Here is an 18,995-nt window from a genome sequence, read left to right on the forward strand (position 1 = left end):
GCGCTTCCGGAGCCCGTTCCATGGCCGCTGCCCCTGCGAGTGCCGCGTTCCACGCCGCGCGCCGCCGCCTGTTCGACGCCGTCTTCGCCGCGGTCGCTCCACCGACCGACCCGAACCTGTCGCGTCGCCGCCCGGGTCGCGACGGCATATTCGACGACCTGCCCGCGAGTCCCGATGCGCTCACGCCACCGCCGGCCTCGGTGCGCTGGCTCACGCGCGCGACCTTCGGCTACTCGATCGTGGACGCCATCGCGTTCAACGCGCTCGGCAGCACCGACGAGGCGCGCTGGCAGGCCTGGGTCGACCAGCAGCTGTCACCGGCAACGATCAACGACGCCGTCTGCGACGCCCTGCTCGCGAACGCCGGCTTCACCACGCTCTCCAGGACGCCCGAGCAACTGTGGGCTGCGCGCGAGGCGAGCAGCAACTACTTCCAGCGCATGCTGCCGATCGCCGAGACCGAGTGCGCGACGCTGATCCGCCAGCTGCACAGCAAGCGCCAGCTGTTCGAGGTCATGGTTTCGTTCTGGCACGACCATTTCAGCGTGTTCGGCTGGGACTACGACGGCGGGCCGCTGTTCCCGCCGTTCGACCGCGATGCGATCCGCCCCAACGTGTTCGGCAATTTCCGCGCGATGCTGCAGGCGACCTGCCAGTCGGCGGCGATGATGTACATGCTCGACCTGTACGGCAGCGTGTCGGGCCATCCGAATGAAAACTACGCGCGCGAACTGATGGAGTTGCACACGCTCGGCGCGGAGAACTATGCGGGCATCGTCGCCAACCCCGACAGCTTCAACAACATGAACGCGCTCGGCCACTTCACCGCGTGGGACGGCGAGGAGGAACGCCTGCGCTACGTCGACGACGACGTTTACGAGGCCGCCCGCGCGTTGACCGGCTGGACGATCTCGGGATCGAACTGGTGGGGACCGGTCGGCGGTGCGGCACCCGGCACGTTCGCCTACGACGACACCCGCCACGACCAGGCACCGAAGCACGTGCTCGCGCGCTATTTCGCCCCGTACCAGGCCCAGGGCGACGGCACCCGGCTGTTCGACATGCTCGCGCAGCATCCGGGTACCGCGCATTTCATCGCCGGCAAGCTGTGCCGCCGCTTCATCGGCGACGTCGTCCCCGACTCGCTGGTGCAGGCCGCGGCCAACCTGTTCCACCAGCAATGGCAGGCCCCCGACCAGATCGCGCAGGTGGTTGCCTTCATCCTGCACTCCAACGAGTTCAAGACCGGCTGGGGCACGAAGATGAAAAGCCCCGCGCGCAGCGTCGTCAGCGCGCTGCGTGCGACGATGTCCGGCTTCGTGCCGGTACCGGACAACACGTCGACCTACACGCCCACCGAGGAACTTCTCGGCCGGATGCAGGCGGCCGGGCAACGCCTGTTCTACTGGCCCGCGCCTAACGGCTATCCCGACACGATCAGCGCGTGGTCGAGCACGGGCGCGCTCGGCCTCACGCTCAAGCTGCTGCCACGCCTGCTCGAGATGCACGAGACGGAGAGCTACAACAACGCGTATCCCTTCATCGTCGACATCCAGGGCCAGACGCTCGCCGCGTTCCCCGACCCGGCCGATCGCACCGCGGCGAAGATCATCGGCTATTGGTGCGACCGCATCCTCGGCTACCGGCCACAGCCGACCTTCGGCGTCGTGCTCGACTTCTTCCGCCAGGAAGCCGCGGCGGCCGATCCGCTCGACCTCGTGACCGATTCGACCAGCAACGGCCAGCCGCAACATGTCGGCGTCTGGCACCTCAACCCGCCGAACACGCTGTCCAGGCATTACACGATCGCGCGCCTGCGCGTCGCGATCGGCATGCTCCTGTGCTCACCCGAATTCCTGCGCCGCTGAGGGGTCGATCGCCATGAATGCATTCAATCGCCGCGATTTCCTCAAGGGATGCTGCGTCACCGCGCTCGCCGCGGGTCCGGGCAGCCGCGCCCGCGCCTGGTTCGCACCGCCGGACCTGCTGCCGGCGGCGGCGACCGAAGACACGCTCGTGGTCGTGTTCCTGCGCGGCGCGATGGATGGCCTCAGCCTGTTGCCGCCCGGCGCGTCGAGCCCGTATCGCGCCGACTACGAGGCTGCGCGCACGAATACGCGCGTACCGGTATCGGGCGCGGGCGCCGCGCTCGCGCTCGCCAACACCACGTGGGCGCTGCATCCGCGTGCGACGGGTTTGCATGCGCTCTACCAGGCCGGCCACGCCGCGTTCGTCGTCGCGGCCGGACAGATGCAGCCGAACCCGGTCGTGCGCAGCCATTTCGAAGCGCAGTCCAATCTCGAGTTCGGCGTCGGTGGCGGCAGCGGCAACGGCATCGGCTGGCTTACGCGCCACCTCGTCAGCGGCGGCCTGCCCGCGAACGTGCCGCTGCCGGCCGTGTCGATGGGCAGCATCACCGCCAGCAGCCTGCTCGGCAGCAGCGACGCGATCACGATGAACAGCGGTTCGGACTTCCGCCTCGACACGTTCCACTGGTCGTGGCAGGACGACGATGCCGCGCACGGTATCGTCGGTGCGGTCGGCCGCATGAATGCGCTGTGGAGCGGCAGCACGACACAGCTCGAACGCGCCGGCCGCGAGACGCTCGATTCACTCGCGCTGTTGCGACCGATCGACTTCAATCCCTGGGACGCGACGAACCACCCGAACGGCTACCAGCCGACCGGCGGCGCCAACTACACGCTGGCCTACAACAGTGGTTTCGGCGCCCAGCTGCGCAATGTCGCGCAGATGATCAAGCTCAACCTCGGGCTGCGCGCGGTCACCATCGACCTCGGCAACTGGGACACGCACGTCGGCCAGGGCAACCCGACGCAGAGCTACGACTGGTTCGGCAACCAGGTGGAAAGCCTCTCGCAGGGCCTGTCGGCGTTCTACACCGACCTTTCGACCGCCGCGCAGGGCAACCTCATGCAGCGCGTCAGCGTGATCGTGGTCAGCGAGTTCGGCCGGCGCGTGCTCGAGAATGCCGATGGCGGCACCGACCACGGCTACGGCAACGTGATCACGGTGCTCGGCGGCACGGTGAACGGCGCGCACGTCTACGGCACCTTCCCGGGACTCGCGACCGCGCAGCTGTACGAGGGCACCGACGTCGCGGTGACGACGGACTACCGCCGGGTGATTTCCGAGGCGCTGATCCGCCGCATGGGCAATCCGAACATCTACTACGCGTTCCCCGGTTACTCGGGCTATGCGCCGCTCGGCATCTTCCAGGGCAGCGACCTGCCCCCGACGGGCTACGACCAGATCTTCGGCAACGGGTTCGACGCGGCCTGAGGCGAATCGCGTCGCTCCCGCAGGCGCCTGCGCGGCAATGATGCCGCTCGCGGGAATGCCGGCATGCCCCGAAGGTTTCCCCGGCGACGGCTCACTCGCCGCCGCACTGGAACCAGATCAGGTCGGCGTCGTCGACCTGGTGCGCCTGGCCGAGGCTGATCGTGCCGCTACGCCGCAGGTGGGTTTCGTCGCGGTGCACGAACAACTCGTCGTCGTCGCCGATCTTCAGCCAGCTGCCATTGGTCGAGCGGTCGGCGAGCATGAAATAGCCGCGCTTCCACTCGATCAGGGCGTGGTTGCGCGAGACCCATTCGGTCTCGACGACGAGGCTGCTGGCGGGATCGCGGCCGATCGAGAACGGCGTGCCCTCGTCGACTTCGAATACCTGGCTCTTGAAGCGCAGGATCAGGCGCGGGCGATCCGGCGGCGCTGCGTCGATCGCGGTCATCACCCGCTGCACGGTCGTCACGTGCGCGACGTCTTCCTGCCACAGCACGTCGACGATCTCGATCGGCGCCTGCTTGCCGAGCACCCACGCGCTGCCGAGCGGGCGCACGCGCAGCCCGGTCGTGTTGGTCACGCCGTTGACGGTGCTCGCGGTCGCGACGATCTGGTCACGGCGCGCGAGGCTCTTGTCGGCCATGCGCGCGGCGGTGTTGACCGCGTCGCCGAACACGTCGCCGTTCTCGACCAGCGCGTCGCCGTGGTGCAGGCCGATGCGGATCGCGAGGTTGTCGCGCTGGAATTCCGGATCGGATTTGATGCGCCGGTGCATGTCGGTCGCGGCGAGCAGCCCGTTCAGGGGCGCCGGGAACGTGCACATGATCTCGTCGCCGATCGTCTTGACGACGCGGCCGCCGTGGCGCGCCGAGACCTCGGCCAGCGCGAGCAGCACGTTGGCGACGATGCGGCGCGCGACCTCGTCGCCGCGCGTCTCGAACAGCCGCGTGCTGCCGGAGACATCGGCGAACAGGATCGTCAGGGGGTGGCGCTCGGTCATTGTGGAAATCATAGCGAATCCACGCGGGGCCGGCATTCGGCGTGCCGCGCACCCGGTGCGTGAACCGACGCGCACCGAGGTTCGACTGCGGGCGCCGCCATCGCGGCACCCCCGTTCATGGACTAGCCGGCCAGCTCGCGTGCCGCGGCGACGATGTCGGCGTCGCCGGGCAGCACGAGGAAGGCGGCGCCCGCGAGCGGCGTATAGGTGTCGGCACCGACGACGCGGCGCAGCGGCCTGGCGCCCTCGCCCGCCTCGACGATCGCGGTGATCACGCCTTCGCCGACGCCGGCGGAGTGGCGTCCCTCGTCGACGACGAGGATGCGCCTGGCGCGCTTCGCCTGCTCGCCGATGAACGCCTCGTTGAGCGGCACCAGCCAGCGCAGGTCGATCGTGCGCACCGTCCAGCCGAGCGTCTTCTCGATCTCGCGCGCCGCGCGCAGGCTCATGGGCACGCCGTTGCCGTAGGTGAAGATCACGAGATCCGCGAGCTCGGAGCCGGGGGCCGGACCTCGGCCGACACCGGCGCCGCTTTCGTAGATGCGGCCCTCACCGAGCGGCATCGCCTGGTCGGGGGCGGGATACGCGGTGAGCCATTGGCCATCGCCGGGTTCGTACAGGTCCTTGGTCATGTACAGCGCAATGGGCTCGAGGAATACGGTCACGCGCCCGTCGACCTTGGCGAGCGCGGCGAGCGTGCGCAACATCGTCGCGGCATCGTCGCCGCGCGAGGGACAGCCGACGACGAGGCCGGGGATGTCGCGCAGCGCGGCGATCGAATTGTCGTTGTGGAAGTGACCGCCGAACCCGCGCTGGTAACCGAGGCCGGCGATGCGCACGACCATCGGGTTGCGGTACTGGTCGTTGGAGAAGAACTGCAGCGACGCCGCCTCGCCGCGGATCTGGTCGCAGGCGTTGTGGAAGTACGCGAGGTACTGGATCTCGGGCACCGGCAGCATGCCCATGTTGGCGTAGCCCTGCGCGAGGCCGAGGATCATCGTCTCGTCGAGCAGCGTGTTGAACACGCGTGCGTTCCTGAACGCCTTGTGCAGGCCCTTGGTGACCGTGTACACGCCGCCCTTCTGCGCGACGTCCTCGCCGAACAACAAGGTCTCCGGGTACTTGCAGAACAGGTCGTGCAACGCGTTGTTGATCTGGATCGCGAGGTGGCGCGGAGCGAGCTTCTCGGGCAGCTTGTCCTCGCCGCCGAACACGGCGAGGCGCCGGTCGGCGTAGTCGGCGCGCTTCGCCTCGGCGGCGACCTTGTCGGGCGTGTACGGCGCGAGAGGCGCCATCACGTCCTCGAGCTTGTCGAGCTTGGGACGACGATCCGCTTCTTCCGCGGCGGCGAAGCACTTCCTGCGGATGTCCTCGTATTTCGCGAGCAGCGATTCCTTCGTGTACAGGCCCGATTCGAGCGCGATCGCCGCGCTGCGCAGCAGCGGATCGGTCGCCTCGACCGCGACCAGTTCCTCGATGCTGCGCCATTCGATCTCGAAATCGGTGCCGGCGTGACCCATGATGCGCGTCGTGCGCAGGTGCAGGAACGTCGGCCGGCGCGTCGTGCGGCAGTGATGGACCGCGCGCGCGACCTGCTCGTAGCCTTCCGCCAGGTCGAGGCCGTCGGCGTAGAAGTAGTCGAGGCCGTCGCGATTGCGGAACGCGTTGCCTACCCAGCCTCCCGGCGTCTTCACCGAGATGCCGATGCCGTTGTCCTCGCAGACGAACAACACCGGCGCGGGCAGCTTCTGGTACGCGGTCCACTGCGCCGCGTTGAACGCGGTCTGCGCGGTCGCATGGTTCGACGACGCGTCGCCGAACGAACAGATCGCGATCGAGTCCGCCGGGATGGGCAACGCATGGCCGATACGCCGCGCCTGTTCGATCGCGACCGCGGTGCCGAGCGCCTTCGGCAGGTGCGAGGCGATCGTCGAGGTCTGCGGCAACACCCACAGCGGCTTGCTGCCCCACACCTTGTGGCGGCCGCCCGAGGCGGGGTCGTCCTTGCTCGCGGCGAACGACAGCGCCGAATCCATGATCGGATCCATGCCCGGCAGCTTGCGGAAGCGCTCGGCCATCAGCGCGCCGCTGCGGTAGTGCAGGAACGCGGGGTCGGTATGGCGCGTCAGGCGCGCGACCATCGCGTTGCCTTCGTGGCCGGACGAGCCGATCGTGTAGAACACCTTGTTCTTCACGCGCAATACGCGCGCCATCAGGTCGAGGTGGCGCGAAACCAGCTGCGATTCGAACAGCTCGATGAAATCGAGCGCGGTGCACAGGCTGCCGGGCAGCACCGGCTCGTCGGCGCGCGGTGCGCGGCGCGGCGTGCCGCTCCAGGCCTGCACGAACTCGGCGAAATTCTGGTCGCAGACTTCGGCGCGGTTGACATTCTTGTGGCGGGCGGGGATGGGATTGGGAATCGCGTTCATGGCGTGGGAATCCGGAAGGCGCGGGATCAGAGGGAGCGTGCGATTCGTTCGGCGTTTTCGGCCGCGATCGGCGGCATCGGCACGAAGCCGGGCTGCGATTCGATCCGTCCGAGCCACGCGCGCAACGCGGGATACGCGGCGAGCGCGATGCCGCCCTCCTCCGCGCAATGCGTGTACGCGTACAACGCGATGTCGGCGATGCCGTAGCCGGTCGCGCCGAACCAGTCGTGCGCGGAAAGATGCTTCTCCATCACGGCGAGCGCCTGATGGCCGCGCTCGCGCAAGCGCGGCAGGTCGGCACGGCGCGGCGAATCGAGCGGCGTCCAGCCGCAGATGAAGCGCGCGACCGCGACGTAGGGTTCGTGGCTGTACTGCTCGAAGAACATCCACGACAGCGTCTGCGCGCGCTGCCAGGTGTCGCCCGCGAAATACGCGGTGCCTTCGGCGAGCCAGTAGAGGATCGCGTTCGACTCGACCAGGATGCGGCCGTCGCCGGTTTCGATCATCGGCACGCGGCCGTTCGGATTCTTGGCGAGGTACTCGGGCGTGCGCGTCGCGCCGTGCGCGCTGTCGGTTTCGATCCACCGATAATCGCGGCCTTCGACGCGACCGAGGTGGCCGAGCAGCATGCGCAGCTTGTGGCAGTTGCCCGACGGCGAATAGCCGTGGATGGTGATCACGCGCGTGCTCCGTTGCGTCGTGCGAGCCAGTCTTCGCGCGACTGGCCCCAGATGTCGATGCGCACGTCCTCGTGCGGCGGCGGCAAGCGTCCGGGGCCGCGATTGACCGAGCCGAGCCGGCGCGCGACCGCCTGCGAGGCGACATTTTCCGGCGCGATCGAATGGATGACCTCGCTCCAGCCGAGGTTTGCGAACGCCCAGTCGGTCGCCGCGGTCGCGGCTTCGGTGGCGTAGCCCTTGCCCCACGCGGACGGATGGAATGCCCAGCCGACCTCGGTACCGGGCCAGCCCTCCGGCTGCCAAGGCCCCGCCTGGCCGACCCAGCGGCCGCTCGCCTTCTCGACCACCGAGAACATCGCGTAGCCTTGCAGCATCCACGCACCGGGCATCTGCAGGAACTTGCGCCACGCCGGCGCGCGCAGCAGCACGCCGCCGATGTGGCGCGCGGCGTCCTCGTTCGCGTGCATCTCCGCGTACGCGTCGAAATCCTCGATGCGCGGCAGGCGAAGAAGGAGACGTTCGGTTTCTATGCGCGGGTCCTGCATCCGACAGGTCCTCATGAAGTGGCCTTCGACGTAACGGCTACTTCTCGAACTCGCAGGCCGGTACCGTTTTCCGGAGCAACCCCGACGCCGAGATATCGTGTCCGATGCCGCGATTGACGATCCGCACGAGGTCCTCGCGAAACGGTTGCAGGTCCTTCGCGGTCAAATCCTTGAGATTGGCCACGTCCATGGATGCGGTCGGAATACGCTTCCGGCATCGCACCGGGCCTTCGTGCCTCATCATCGCCAGCGGCTCCCCGGTGAGGACGTCCGCGTAGACGAGCGAGAACAGCGTCGCCTCGCTCGGCTTGAACCCCATGATGGAAAGGACCCCGTAGCCGCTGTATCTCGCGACCGAATTGGGCACGACCTGCGTCTCGGCGCCGCGAAGCACGATCACGGCGGTCGCTCGATTGCCGTCCAGCAGGCTCTTGAACCACGCCGCGAAAGTCGGGTCGACGTGGAACTCGGACCACCCCGTCCGCAGATGCGCGCCCTTGCGCAACGCGTCCAGCCTTTGCGGGTCCGGCTCGACCTTCACCACGTCGTTGCCTTCGGCCTTGAACAGCGCGGTCACGTACGCTTCCGCACTGGCCGGAACATTCCAGTCGTTTTCGATCGGTTCGTTGTAGTTGCCGAACACGGTCATGCCCATGTGTGCGTTCATCACGGCGGAATCGAGCGTGTCGATCAGCACGATCCGCGTACCGGTCACCGGTTGCGTTCTGGGTTGGGTGTTCGTTACACAGCCCGATGACATGATCGCCAGGGCCGCCGCGAACGCGGCGAAGATCGATCCGTTGGACACGCTCATGAATGCCGCCATCAGAACGCGTTGATGCCCGTGACTTCGCGGCCGACCACGAGCTGGTGCACCGTTTCGGTGCCTTCGTAGGTGATGACCGACTCGAGGTTGAGCGCGTGGCGGATCGGGCAGTGCTCGGTCGTGATGCCGGCGCCGCCGAGGATGTCGCGGCATTCGCGCGCGATGTCGATCGCCATGCGCACGTTGTTCCACTTCGCCAGCGACACCTGCGTCGGCTGCATCACGCCCTTGTCCTTGAGGCGGCCGAGCTGCAGCGACAGGAGCTGCGCGAGGGTGATGCGGCGCGCCATGTCCGCGAGCTTGATCTGCACCGCCTGCGTCGCCGCGATCGGGCGCTGGAACAGCGTGCGGTTCTTCGCGTATTCGGTGGTTTCGGTGAAGCAGGCGATCGCCGCGCCGATCGGGCCCCAGGTGATGCCGTAGCGCGCCTGGGTGAGGCAGCCGAGCGGGCCCTTGAGGCCCTTCACGTTGGGCAGGCGGTTCGCCTCCGGCACGCGCACGTTGTCGAAGAACAGCGCGCTCGTGACCGACGCGCGCAGGCTCATCTTCTTGTGCACTTCCTGCGCGGTGAAGCCGGGCATGCCCTTCTCGACGATGAAGCCCTGGATGCCCTCGTCGGTCTGCGCCCAGACGATCGCGATGTGCGCGAGGTTGCCGTTGGTGATCCACATCTTGGCGCCGTTGAGGATCCAGTCGGCGCCATCCTTCTTCGCGTTCGTCTTCATGTTGGCCGGATCGGAGCCGCCGTGCGGCTCGGTCAGGCCGAAGCAGCCGATCACCTTGCCGGCCGCCATCTCCGGCAGCCAGCGCTTGCGCTGCTCCTCGCTGCCGTAGGCGTAGATCGGGTACATGCACAGCGAGCTCTGTACCGAGGCGAAGCTGCGGATGCCCGAGTCACCGCGCTCGAGTTCCTGGCAGACGAGGCCGTAGCTGACGCCGTTCATGCCCGCGCAGCCGTATTCGACCGGCAATGAGGAACCGAGCAGGCCGAGTTCGGCCATCTCCGGGATCAACTCGGTCGGGAAGCGCCCCTTGTCGAAACAGTCGCCGATGATCGGCAGCACGCGCTCGTCGGTGAAGCGCGCGACGGTGTCCTGCACCATGCGCTCTTCGTCGGACAGCATCGAACGGATGTCGTAGAGGTCGGTCGGGTTCAGCGGGGTGGCAGGCATGGCTCGGATCCGGGCGCGGGCAAAGCGCGATAGTGTAGCGGCCCGCCGCCTGCCCGGCCATGCATCCGCGCCGCGCCGTACCGCATACTCGGCCCCCCGAACCCGGCTACCGCCATGCGCGTCCCCGTCCTCGCCTACCATTCCAACAACGTCTCCGGAAACGATTACGCGGACAACGACCACGTCGCGCTGGCCACCGACCTGCGCCTGCTCGCGCGGCTCGGCCTGCGCGTCGTGCCGCTCGCGACGGTCGTCGACGTGCTGCTCGGCGACGCGCCCGCGAGCGCGGTGGAAGGCGCCGTCGCGTTGAGCTTCGACGACGGCTCCTGGTTCGACTGGCACGACATCGACCACCCGACCTGGGGTCCGCAGCGCGGCTTCGCCGGCATCCTGCGCGATTTCGCCGCGGAAAGCGGCGCACCGGTGCACGCGACGAGCTTCGTCATCGTCTCGCCGCAAGCGCGTGCGACGCTCGATCGCACCTGCCTCGCCGGGCGCGGCTGGTGGGGCGACGAGTGGTGGCGCCCGGCCCAGGCCGAGGGCCTGCTCGCGATCGAGAGCCACGGCTGGGACCACAACCATCCGACCTTGCCCGGCGCGACCGACCGCGCCGGCACGTTCCGCACGATCGACGACTACGACGCCGCCGACGCACAGATCCGCCAGGCCGCCGACTGGCTCGACGCCTTCCTCGCGCCGCGGCGCAGCCGGCTGTTCGCCTATCCGTACGGGGAAACCAACGACTACCTGCTGCGCGAATACCTGCCCGGCCACGCCGGCCGCCATCGCCTGCGCGCGGCGTTCGGTACCGAGGCCGCGCCCGTCAGCCCGGGCGCGCACCGCTGGAACCTGCCGCGCTACATCGCCGGCGCCCACTGGAAGTCGCCCGGCGAACTCGAGCGCCTGCTGGCCGGCTGATCGGCGCGGGGGTCAGCGCGCGCGTTCGAGGACGACGAGATCGATGTTGCCGATGACCGCCTGCACGTCGACACGCCAGTGCACGCGCGCGCCATCGGCGCAGGCCGCGCACAGGTACACGCGCTCGCTACCGTCGTCGTCGGCGAGGCGTGCCGGCTGGCCCCCGGCGACCACGGCATCGATCGTCATCGGTGCCGCGAGCGGCAGCCGGTTGGTCAACACGACTGCATCGCCGGCCTCGGCATCGAATTCGAACGTGGCCGGTCGCGGCGATCCCGCTGCGCTGTCCGGATCGATCTGCAGGCGACGCAGGCGCTCGGCGCGCCCGCCCTGCTCCGGTGCGATCGGCCGCACGTGCTCGTACAGCGCCATGCCGGCCACGACGCGCGCCGGCGCGACGCCGCTCGCGCGCGCCGCATGGGAACGCAGGCCGGCGAGATGGTGGTCGCCTGCGGTGCCGCCGAAGCGGAACTCCGGCCAATGGCCGCAGGCGTCGCGCACGGGCGCCGCGAACGTCGCTTCGACGACTGCCGCCAGCCGCGCATGCAGCGTCGCGGGTCGGCACAGCTCGCGCGCGATCCGGTCGATGCGCACGGCGGGATAGAACGGCACCGGCGCGGTCACGAAGGTGTCACTGCGGTCCCCGGCGTCATAGTACGGATTCGCCCCGGGCATCTGGCGCAGTTCGCGGATGTCGTGCAGGAACAGCGAATACGGCGCGACGACGATCGCGGCGTAGACACAGAGCGCGAGCGTGCCGGCGCGGCGCGCAAGGCCCGGGCGCGCGAACCAGCCGTACCAGCCGATCGCGATCGCCAGCGCGAGCGGCAGCACGCACGAGGGCACCATCCACACCGGCGTGATCGGCCGCAGCGACACGACGAAGGCAACCTGCGCGAGGAAGGCAGCGAAGGCCAGGCCGCCGACGAACCGAAGGCGCACGCCGGATGCGGGCGCGACAGCCGGCAACCGGGCGTAACCGGCCGCGACGAAAACGAGGCACAGGCAGTAGAGCCACCAGGCGGCCTGCGCGGCGGCGAGCGGCAACGGCGTCATGAGCAGCAGCCCCCACCACGCACCGACCGCGAGCACGCCCCAGGCGACCCCGGGGATGCGGTGCAGCAGCCCGACGCCGACGTCGCCGCCAAGGTAGCCGGACAACGGCTTGAGCGCATGCTCGGTGACCGCGTCGCGGTCCAGCCAGGGCGGCAGCAGGCTGAGCAGCACGATGGACGCCGCGAGCGCCAGCCGCGCGAAGGCGGCCCTCGAACGGTGCCGCCACAGCAGGAACACGCCCGAGGCGGCGACGAACGTGACCGTGGTCGGATGCGCATGGATGCACGCGGCGCAGGCGAAGCCGTAGAGCAGCGCGTTGCGCGTCGACAGCATCACCGCACAGCGCCACGTCACCGCGGCGAGCAGCAACAGCACGAGCTCCACCAGCGCGATGTGCGAAGGGAACACCAGCCCTGCCGCCGACCAGCCGGCGACCGCGAGACCGACGACGCAGGCGAGCCCGAAACGCGTATCGACCATTCGCGCGCCGAGCCGCCAGGCCAGCGGATACTTCGATGCAGCGAGCAGCTGCACGAAGACCAGCGTGCCGGCGCTGCCCGCGCCGAGGCGTACCGGCAACGCGAGCAGGTAGAACCACCACGGCCCGAGTTCGACCATCTGGTAGATCTGCGGACCCGCGAACGGGAATGCCTCGCCGTGCGCGATCGCGCTGGCCCAGTAGAAGTCGCGCCAGAAATCCGGCACGGCCTGCGAATTGAGCGCCGCGCGGACATGGATCGCATACATCAGGGCGATGAAGGCGTACGCGGCGATGCGCCACGGATCACGCGCGCCGGGACGACGTCCGGGCAAGGAAGCGGTCTGGAACACGGGCATGCAGGCAAGCGGGGTGCGCGAGCCTAGCATGCACGCCTGCGTGGTGCGCCCATCGCCGTCGCGCTACAGTTCGGCGCGATCGACCGCCCGGACCCGCGATGGAACACGACGCCTTGCACACGATCCCCGAACCGCTGCGCGCGTTCTTCACGATCACCGAAATCGACGACGCGCAGTTCGTCGCCGGCGACCTGTTCCGGCGCAAGTTCGCATCGGCGCCGCCACCGTCCGGACGCCACCTCGTCGCCCTCTATGGCAACCCTCGCGACGGCTTTCGCCTGGCCGGCTACTCGCACATGCGGCCGTTCGGCGACATCTACCTGTCGGGCGGCTCGTGCAGCAACGGCGAGACGATCCGCGCGATGGAACCGGCGCACCGCGCCGCGATCGAAGCGGCCGGCGGCGTCTGGTACCTCGTGCTCAAGTACGCGTTCGCGCGCTACGCCGACTGCTGCGACGCATTCTTCGGTCATTGCGGCGACAGGCGCGCGCTGGAAGTCGCGACCGCCGCGGGTTTCGTCGATGCCGGCCACGAGCACCTGATCGTGCATTGGCACAAGCCCCTGCACGAGAACGTCCGCCGCGCGCTCGTCGCGAAGGCGCACGCCCTCGGCCCGTTCTGACCGCCGGCAGCGTTCACCCGCCCAGCCGGCGCGGCACGTGGCCGGTGGCGACGTGCCGGCGCGCGGATTCGACGTTGGCGACCGAGTCGTCGAAGAAGATGTCGGCACCGAACGCCTCGAGGAACGGGCCCTTGGGACGACCGCCGAGGAACAGTGCCTCGTCGATGCGCACGTCCCACTCGCGCAAGGTCAGGATCACGCGCTTGTGCGCGGGCGCGGAGCGCGCGGTCACGAGGGCGGTCCGGATCGGCGACGCCTCGCTCGGGAAGGCCTGCTGCAGGCGATGCAGCGCATCGAGGAAGCCACGGAACGGGCCGCCGGACAGCGGCTCGCGCGCGCGCTCGGTTTCGTGCCGGTGGAACGCGTCGATGCCGGCGCTCTCGCTCACCTGTTCCGATTCGTCGCCGAACAGCACCGCGTCGCCGTCGAACGCGATGCGAAGCTGGTCGGACTGCCGTTGCGGCGCCTTCGATGGCAGGATCGTCGCCGCAGCGATGCCCGCGCGCAGCGCCTGCGCGACGCTGTCGGGGTTCGCCGAGAGGAACAGGTCCGCGCCGAACGCATGTACGTACGGCGACGTCGGCGCGCCGCGCGTGAATGCGGCCCGCGCGATGTCGAGGCCGTAGTGCTCGATCGAATTGAAGATGCGCAGGCCGGTGTCGGCCGAGTTGCGCGACAGCAGGATCACTTCCACCCGGGGCGCCTCGGGCGCGGCCCGGTTGAGGTTGAGCAACTTCTGCACCAGCGGGAAGGCGATCCCGGGCGCGAGCAGCTCGTCCTCGCGTTCGATCTGGTGGCGCGCGAACGCGTCGACGCCTTCGCGCTCGAACAATTCGTGGCTGTCGCCGAGGTCGAACAGCGCGCGCGAGGAGATCGCGACGACGAGGTTGCCGCCCGGGGAAGCGTTCGCGTGCGCGTGGGGGCCGCCGGCGGACGGAAGCATGCGTGCTCCGCTCAACGGCTGCGGCCGCCGGAGGCCGGCATCTCGGGCGTGTGCGGACCCGCGTGGCTCATGTCCTGCTCCGTGGATGGCTCGTTGCGATTGTCGGCATCCGCATCGTGCTTGCAAGCGGTGTCTACATCAGCGACGGACGCAGCAACTGGCCGAAGAACGCGCCGAGCAGGCGCGGTTCGACCAGCACGGTCGCGACGACGCCGTACGCGGCACCCCACAGGTGCGCGCTGTGGTTGACGTTGTCGCTGCGCTGGCGGTCCATGTGGATCGTATAGGCGATGTAGGCCACGGCGTAGAGGATCGCGGGCACCGGCAGCACGAACACGTAGATCGTCGTCCACGGATGCCAGAGGATGAACGCGAACAACACCGCGGAGACCGCACCGGACGCACCGAGGCTGCGATAGCCGGCATCGTCGCGATGGCGCTGCCAGCTCGGCAGCGAGGACACGACGAGGCCACCGACGTAGAACAGCAGGTAGCCGAGCACGCCCGTATGCTGGGTGTAGAACCGCTCGATCGACGCGCCGAAGAAGTACAGAGTGATCATGTTGAACAGCAGGTGCGGCGGATCGGCATGGATCAGTCCGCAGGTCGCGAGCCGCCAGTATTCCCTGCCGCGCGTGATCGCGGGCGGCCAGAGGATGAGGCGCTGGAGCAACTGCGGATTGGAGAACGCCATGAACGACACGATGCAGGTGACGGCGATGATCGCGACGTTCACGACGGGGGTGGCGGTGGGCATGCGGCAGCGCTCGACGGCGGACGGGAGTGGACGATATATGATGCCCGCGCCGCCGCGAACAAGCGCGCGAGTGGAAACCATCGCATGCTGACCTGCCACGCCTCCAGCGCCGCATCGGCCACCACGACCGGCGTCGCCGGCACCGACGGCTGCTGGTTCGACCTCGTCGGCGGCGATGCGGGCGAGCGCACGCAGGTCGAAGCCGCGACCGGCCTGCGCCTGCCGGATCGCGAGCATCTCGGCGGAATCGAACTGTCCAATCGCGTCGGCATCGCCGGCGACGTGCTGCGTCTCGGCATTCCGTATTTCAGCCCCGACGACGACGTCGCGCCGAGCCCCGTCGGCTTCGTGCTGACGCAGCGATACCTCGTCTCGCTGCGCTATGCGCCCTCGCCTGCATTCGATCTCGCCGCGGAGCGCGTCCGCGCGGCCGCAGCGGGCACCAGCACCGACGCATTCGTCACGCTGGTGCAGTCGATCGTCGGCAGCGCCGCCGACCGCATGGAGGCCGTCGCGGCCGAGGTCGGCACCTTGTCGACGCGCATTTTCGACAGCGGGCGGCGCAATACCGCCCTGCTGCGCTCGACGCTCGCCGAGATCGGCCGCGTGGAAACGCGCCTCGCGCGCCTGCGCCTGTCGGCGACCGGCTTGTTGCGCCTCGTGCTCGCGCTGCGCGAAGAAGCGCCGGCATGGTTCGGCAAACCCGCGCTCGCGCACCTGCACGCGGCGCAGAAGGACCTCGACGTGTTGTGCGAGTTCGACAGCCAGCTCACCGACAAGCTGCAGTTCCTGCTCGACGCCGTGCTCGGCTTCATCAACATCGACCAGAACGACGTGATCAAGATCCTCACCGTCGCCTCGGTCGTATCGATTCCGCCGGTGATCCTGGCCGGCATCTGGGGCATGAACTTCGACCGCATGCCCGAACTGCACGCGCCGCACGCCTACCCGCTCGCGCTCGTCGCGATCGCGCTGAGCATCGTGCTGCCGCTGCTCTGGTTCAAGCGGCGCAACTGGATGTAGCGGCGGTATGATCCGCGGCCCTGCCCGACGCCGCCGATGCATGCCCACGATCTCGCGCTACCTGCAACTGGACGTATTCCCGGCGACGCCGGGTGGCGGCAACCCGCTCGGCGTCGTGCTCGACGCCGACGGGTGGAGCGACGCGCAGATGCAGCGCTTCGCCGCCTGGACCAACCTCGTCGAGACCACGTTCGTGCTGCCGCCGACGCAGGCCGGGGCGAGCTATCGCCTGCGCATCTTCACCCCGGACAAGGAAATTCCGTTCGCCGGCCATCCGACCGTGGGCAGCGCTCACGCGGTACTCGAAAGCGGCATCGCGCGCGCGACCGGCGGTCGCCTGGTGCAGGAGTGCGGCGCCGGCCTGCTGCCGATCCGTGTCGAGGACGAAGACGCCGGCCGCCGGCTGCTCGTGCGCGCGCCCGCTGCGCACGTGCTGCGCGTGGGCGCGGAAGGCGAACCGCTGCTGCGCGACGTGCTCGGACGCGTCAGGCTCGGCGCGCTGCCGCCCGCGTTCGTCGAGGGTGGCCGGCGCTGGTGGGTGGCCGAGTTCCTCGATGAAGACGAGGTGCGCGCCTGGCGCCCCGACCACGCCGCGATCGCACGCCTCGCCCGCGCGAGCGACAGCCTCGGCCTGTGCGTATTCGCACGTTGCAACGGCGACGGCCACGAGCTCGTCGTACGCGCGTTCCCGGCCGGCGTCGGCATCGTCGAGGATCCGGCCTCCGGTGCGGCGAACGGCCTGATTGCCGCCTGGATCGCGCAGCGCGAGCCCGCAGGTCCCCTCGCCCGCGGCTATCGCGTGAGCCAGGGACGCGAGATCGGCCGCGACGCGTCGCTGCGGGTCCGCATCGAGGGCGCGGACGTCTGGGTCGGCGGCGCAACGACGACCGTCGTCCGCGGAGAGGTGGACTGGCCGCACTGAAGCGGCCTGCTCCCTGCAGGCCTGCCGCCGCGTCTGGGCTTCCGCACCCACACCGTTGCTGTGGTTTCCCGCGCCCGGGCTTCCAAGGGCAGATGCACGATGGATTCCCGCTTTTCGCGGGAATGACGTCGATTGGCCGCTTGCGACGCGACCCCGCGCGGCCACGTCCGGCGCCAGGGTGAACAAAGAACAAAGAAAAAGCCCCGGGCGTTTCCGCCCGGGGCTTTGAAATCACGCTGGGCGGCGGGATCAGATCACCTGGACCTGATCGGCCTGCATGCCCTTCTGACCCTGCACGGCAACGAAGCTCACGCGCTGGCCTTCCTGCAGCGACTTGAAACCGGTGCCCATGATCGCGCGGAAGTGCACGAACAGGTCCGGGCCGCTCTCCGGGGTAATGAAACCGAAACCCTTGGCATCATTGAACCACTTGACGGTACCGGTCTGACGATTCGACATCTGAAACTCCTGAAAACACGTTGAACATCGCGAGCGCGGAACTATTCCACGTCCGAGACTGGGTTGCCGGGAGCTAGCGAGGCGAAACGATGAGCGGATCGTCTTAGGATCAACTGCATCAAAGGCCACGATTCACAGTGACCCTAGCAAACACAGTGCGCTCGACTATACCCGCATTCGTTTGCGAATGCTAATTCCTTGTAAAGACCCCGTTGGACGGGATTTCCGTCAGCCCGCCGCCTTCTTGGCCGGGGCCTTCTTCACCGGGGCGGCGGCCTTCTTGACCGCCGGCTTGGCGGTCTTGGCGACCGGCTTGGCCGCGCCGCCGGCCTTCTTCGAGGAATGCGGACGCACGTTGCCGTAACTGCGGATGCCGATCTTGCCCTTGCGGGTCTTGCGGTCGCCCTTGCCCATGATGACTCCTGTGACGATTCGGTAAACGGGCGCGCAGGATAGCAGCCCGCCACTGCGGCGCAAGCACGCCCGCGCAGCGGAGGCATCAGGCGTGCGCGCCTCCGCAGGGCCCTGCGGCGCAGTCGGCCGTTTCGACCTGTACCGTCGCATGGGCGATGCCGAAGCGCTCGCGCAGCACGCGCTGCGCGCCTCCGATCGCCTGGTCGGCGTCGGTGCCCGGCCCGATGCGCGCATGCAGGGTCGCCATCGCACGCCCGCCGGACAGCTCCCACAGGTGCACGTGATGGACGTCGAGGATGCCGAGGCCGGCATCCTGCAGCGTCGTGGCGACATTCGCCGCGTCGAAGCCGTTCGGAGTGCCCTCGAGCAGGATGTGGCCGGATCGGCGCAGCAGTTGCCAGGCGTTGCCGAGGATCAGCACGGACACGAGCACGGAGATCGCCGGGTCCGCCCAGTTCCAGCCCAACCAGCGGATCAGCAGCGCCGCGGCCACCGCGCCGAACGAACCGAGCAGGTCGCCGAGCACGTGCAGGCGCGCACTCGCGGTGTTGACGTCGTCGTGGTCGTGATCGTGCAGCACGCGCAGCACCAGCGCGTTGACGAGCAGGCCGCCGATCGCGACGACCAGCATCGTGCCACTCAGGATCATCGTCGGCTGCAGCAGGCGCCCCGCCGCCTCGGCGATGATCCAGGCGACGAGCACGAACTGCGCGAGCGCATTCGTGTAACCGACCAGCACCTCGAGCCGCGCGTAGCCGAAGCTGCGTCGCGCGTCGGGCGGCCGCTGCGCGAAGCGTGCGCCGAGCCAGGCGAACAGCAAGGCCAGCGCGTCCACGAGCATGTGGCCCGCATCGGCGAGCAGCGCGAGCGAACCCGACAGCCATCCGCCGACGGCCTCGCCGACGAGCGTGCACGCGGTCAGCGCGAACGCGACCAGCAATCGCCGCTCGCGCACGCTGCCCGGCGTGCGGGCATGGCCGTGATGGTGACCGGCGTGCGCGTGGTGCGGGTGGTGCGGGTGGTGGTGCGAGGGGTTCACGGCGAGCGCGGGCGTGGCTGCATCGGGCGGATGCTAGGCGCGACGGCGACGG

At 69.0% G+C, this 18,995-nt stretch carries 18 protein-coding genes; 6 read left to right on the forward strand and 12 right to left on the reverse strand.

Annotation, left to right across the window (positions count from 1 at the left end):
* Positions 1–20 precede the first annotated feature (20 nt).
* Together EV148_RS09710 and EV148_RS09715 are read left to right on the forward strand one after the other, a co-directional pair.
* A complete protein-coding gene (locus EV148_RS09710) occupies positions 21–1,868 on the forward strand; it encodes a DUF1800 domain-containing protein (RefSeq protein WP_131997224.1) in 1,848 nt (615 codons plus the stop codon).
* Between the two features lie 13 nt (positions 1,869–1,881).
* Entirely contained in the window at positions 1,882–3,300 is a 1,419-nt protein-coding gene (locus EV148_RS09715; protein WP_158287422.1) for a DUF1501 domain-containing protein, read from the forward strand.
* A gap of 91 nt (positions 3,301–3,391) precedes the next feature.
* On the opposite strand, the gene EV148_RS09720 is transcribed toward EV148_RS09715, so the two are convergent.
* The 6 genes from EV148_RS09720 to EV148_RS09745 form a co-directional block, all read right to left on the reverse strand.
* Entirely contained in the window at positions 3,392–4,300 is a 909-nt protein-coding gene (locus EV148_RS09720) for an adenylate/guanylate cyclase domain-containing protein (RefSeq protein ID WP_158287417.1), read from the reverse strand.
* Between the two features lie 122 nt (positions 4,301–4,422).
* Positions 4,423–6,729, reverse strand: coding sequence for a thiamine pyrophosphate-dependent enzyme (locus EV148_RS09725; RefSeq protein WP_131997233.1), 2,307 nt, complete (start codon positions 6,727–6,729; stop codon positions 4,423–4,425).
* A 26-nt stretch (positions 6,730–6,755) separates the two neighbouring features.
* Positions 6,756–7,406 (reverse strand): glutathione S-transferase N-terminal domain-containing protein, encoded by a 651-nt coding sequence (locus EV148_RS09730; protein ID WP_131997477.1) that lies wholly within the window; start codon positions 7,404–7,406, stop codon positions 6,756–6,758.
* Positions 7,406–7,969, reverse strand: coding sequence for a GNAT family N-acetyltransferase (locus EV148_RS09735; protein WP_199222752.1), 564 nt, complete (start codon positions 7,967–7,969; stop codon positions 7,406–7,408). The genes EV148_RS09730 and EV148_RS09735 overlap by 1 nt, the downstream gene beginning before the upstream one ends.
* A gap of 22 nt (positions 7,970–7,991) precedes the next feature.
* Positions 7,992–8,768: a hypothetical protein gene (locus EV148_RS09740; protein ID WP_131997239.1), complete on the reverse strand. Its 777-nt coding sequence runs from the start codon at positions 8,766–8,768 to the stop codon at positions 7,992–7,994.
* An 11-nt stretch (positions 8,769–8,779) separates the two neighbouring features.
* Positions 8,780–9,952 (reverse strand): acyl-CoA dehydrogenase family protein, encoded by a 1,173-nt coding sequence (locus EV148_RS09745; RefSeq protein WP_131997242.1) that lies wholly within the window; start codon positions 9,950–9,952, stop codon positions 8,780–8,782.
* A 114-nt stretch (positions 9,953–10,066) separates the two neighbouring features.
* On the opposite strand from EV148_RS09745, the gene EV148_RS09750 reads away from it, so the two are divergent.
* Positions 10,067–10,870, forward strand: coding sequence for a polysaccharide deacetylase family protein (locus EV148_RS09750; RefSeq protein ID WP_131997245.1), 804 nt, complete (start codon positions 10,067–10,069; stop codon positions 10,868–10,870).
* Between the two features lie 12 nt (positions 10,871–10,882).
* Here EV148_RS09750 and EV148_RS09755 read toward each other — a convergent pair whose 3' ends face one another.
* Positions 10,883–12,793, reverse strand: coding sequence for a hypothetical protein (locus tag EV148_RS09755; RefSeq protein ID WP_131997248.1), 1,911 nt, complete (start codon positions 12,791–12,793; stop codon positions 10,883–10,885).
* Between the two features lie 68 nt (positions 12,794–12,861).
* Here EV148_RS09755 and EV148_RS09760 point away from each other — a divergent pair, with 68 nt between their 5' ends.
* Complete coding sequence (locus EV148_RS09760; protein WP_131997251.1) at positions 12,862–13,386, forward strand: hypothetical protein; 525 nt, start codon at positions 12,862–12,864, stop codon at positions 13,384–13,386.
* Between the two features lie 13 nt (positions 13,387–13,399).
* Here the strand turns inward: EV148_RS09760 and EV148_RS09765 are convergent, their stop codons facing one another.
* Entirely contained in the window at positions 13,400–14,329 is a 930-nt protein-coding gene (locus EV148_RS09765; RefSeq protein ID WP_131997254.1) for a 5'-nucleotidase, read from the reverse strand.
* A 133-nt stretch (positions 14,330–14,462) separates the two neighbouring features.
* Positions 14,463–15,086 (reverse strand): rhomboid family intramembrane serine protease, encoded by a 624-nt coding sequence (locus EV148_RS09770; RefSeq protein ID WP_131997257.1) that lies wholly within the window; start codon positions 15,084–15,086, stop codon positions 14,463–14,465.
* An 84-nt stretch (positions 15,087–15,170) separates the two neighbouring features.
* On the opposite strand from EV148_RS09770, the gene EV148_RS09775 reads away from it, so the two are divergent.
* Complete coding sequence (locus EV148_RS09775) at positions 15,171–16,109, forward strand: CorA family divalent cation transporter (protein WP_131997260.1); 939 nt, start codon at positions 15,171–15,173, stop codon at positions 16,107–16,109.
* Positions 16,110–16,149: 40 nt separating this feature from the next.
* A complete protein-coding gene (locus EV148_RS09780; RefSeq protein ID WP_131997263.1) occupies positions 16,150–17,031 on the forward strand; it encodes a PhzF family phenazine biosynthesis protein in 882 nt (293 codons plus the stop codon).
* Between the two features lie 249 nt (positions 17,032–17,280).
* On the opposite strand, the gene EV148_RS09785 is transcribed toward EV148_RS09780, so the two are convergent.
* From EV148_RS09785 to EV148_RS09795, 3 genes are all read right to left on the reverse strand, one after another.
* Entirely contained in the window at positions 17,281–17,490 is a 210-nt protein-coding gene (locus EV148_RS09785; protein WP_131997266.1) for a cold-shock protein, read from the reverse strand.
* 228 nt (positions 17,491–17,718) lie between these two features.
* Positions 17,719–17,904: a 30S ribosomal protein THX gene (locus EV148_RS09790; RefSeq protein WP_131997269.1), complete on the reverse strand. Its 186-nt coding sequence runs from the start codon at positions 17,902–17,904 to the stop codon at positions 17,719–17,721.
* An 85-nt stretch (positions 17,905–17,989) separates the two neighbouring features.
* Entirely contained in the window at positions 17,990–18,943 is a 954-nt protein-coding gene (locus EV148_RS09795; RefSeq protein WP_131997272.1) for a cation diffusion facilitator family transporter, read from the reverse strand.
* Positions 18,944–18,995: the final 52 nt, after the last annotated feature.

The sequence above is a fragment of the Dokdonella fugitiva genome, from assembly GCF_004342425.1.
Taxonomy (GTDB): domain Bacteria; phylum Pseudomonadota; class Gammaproteobacteria; order Xanthomonadales; family Rhodanobacteraceae; genus Dokdonella_A; species Dokdonella_A fugitiva.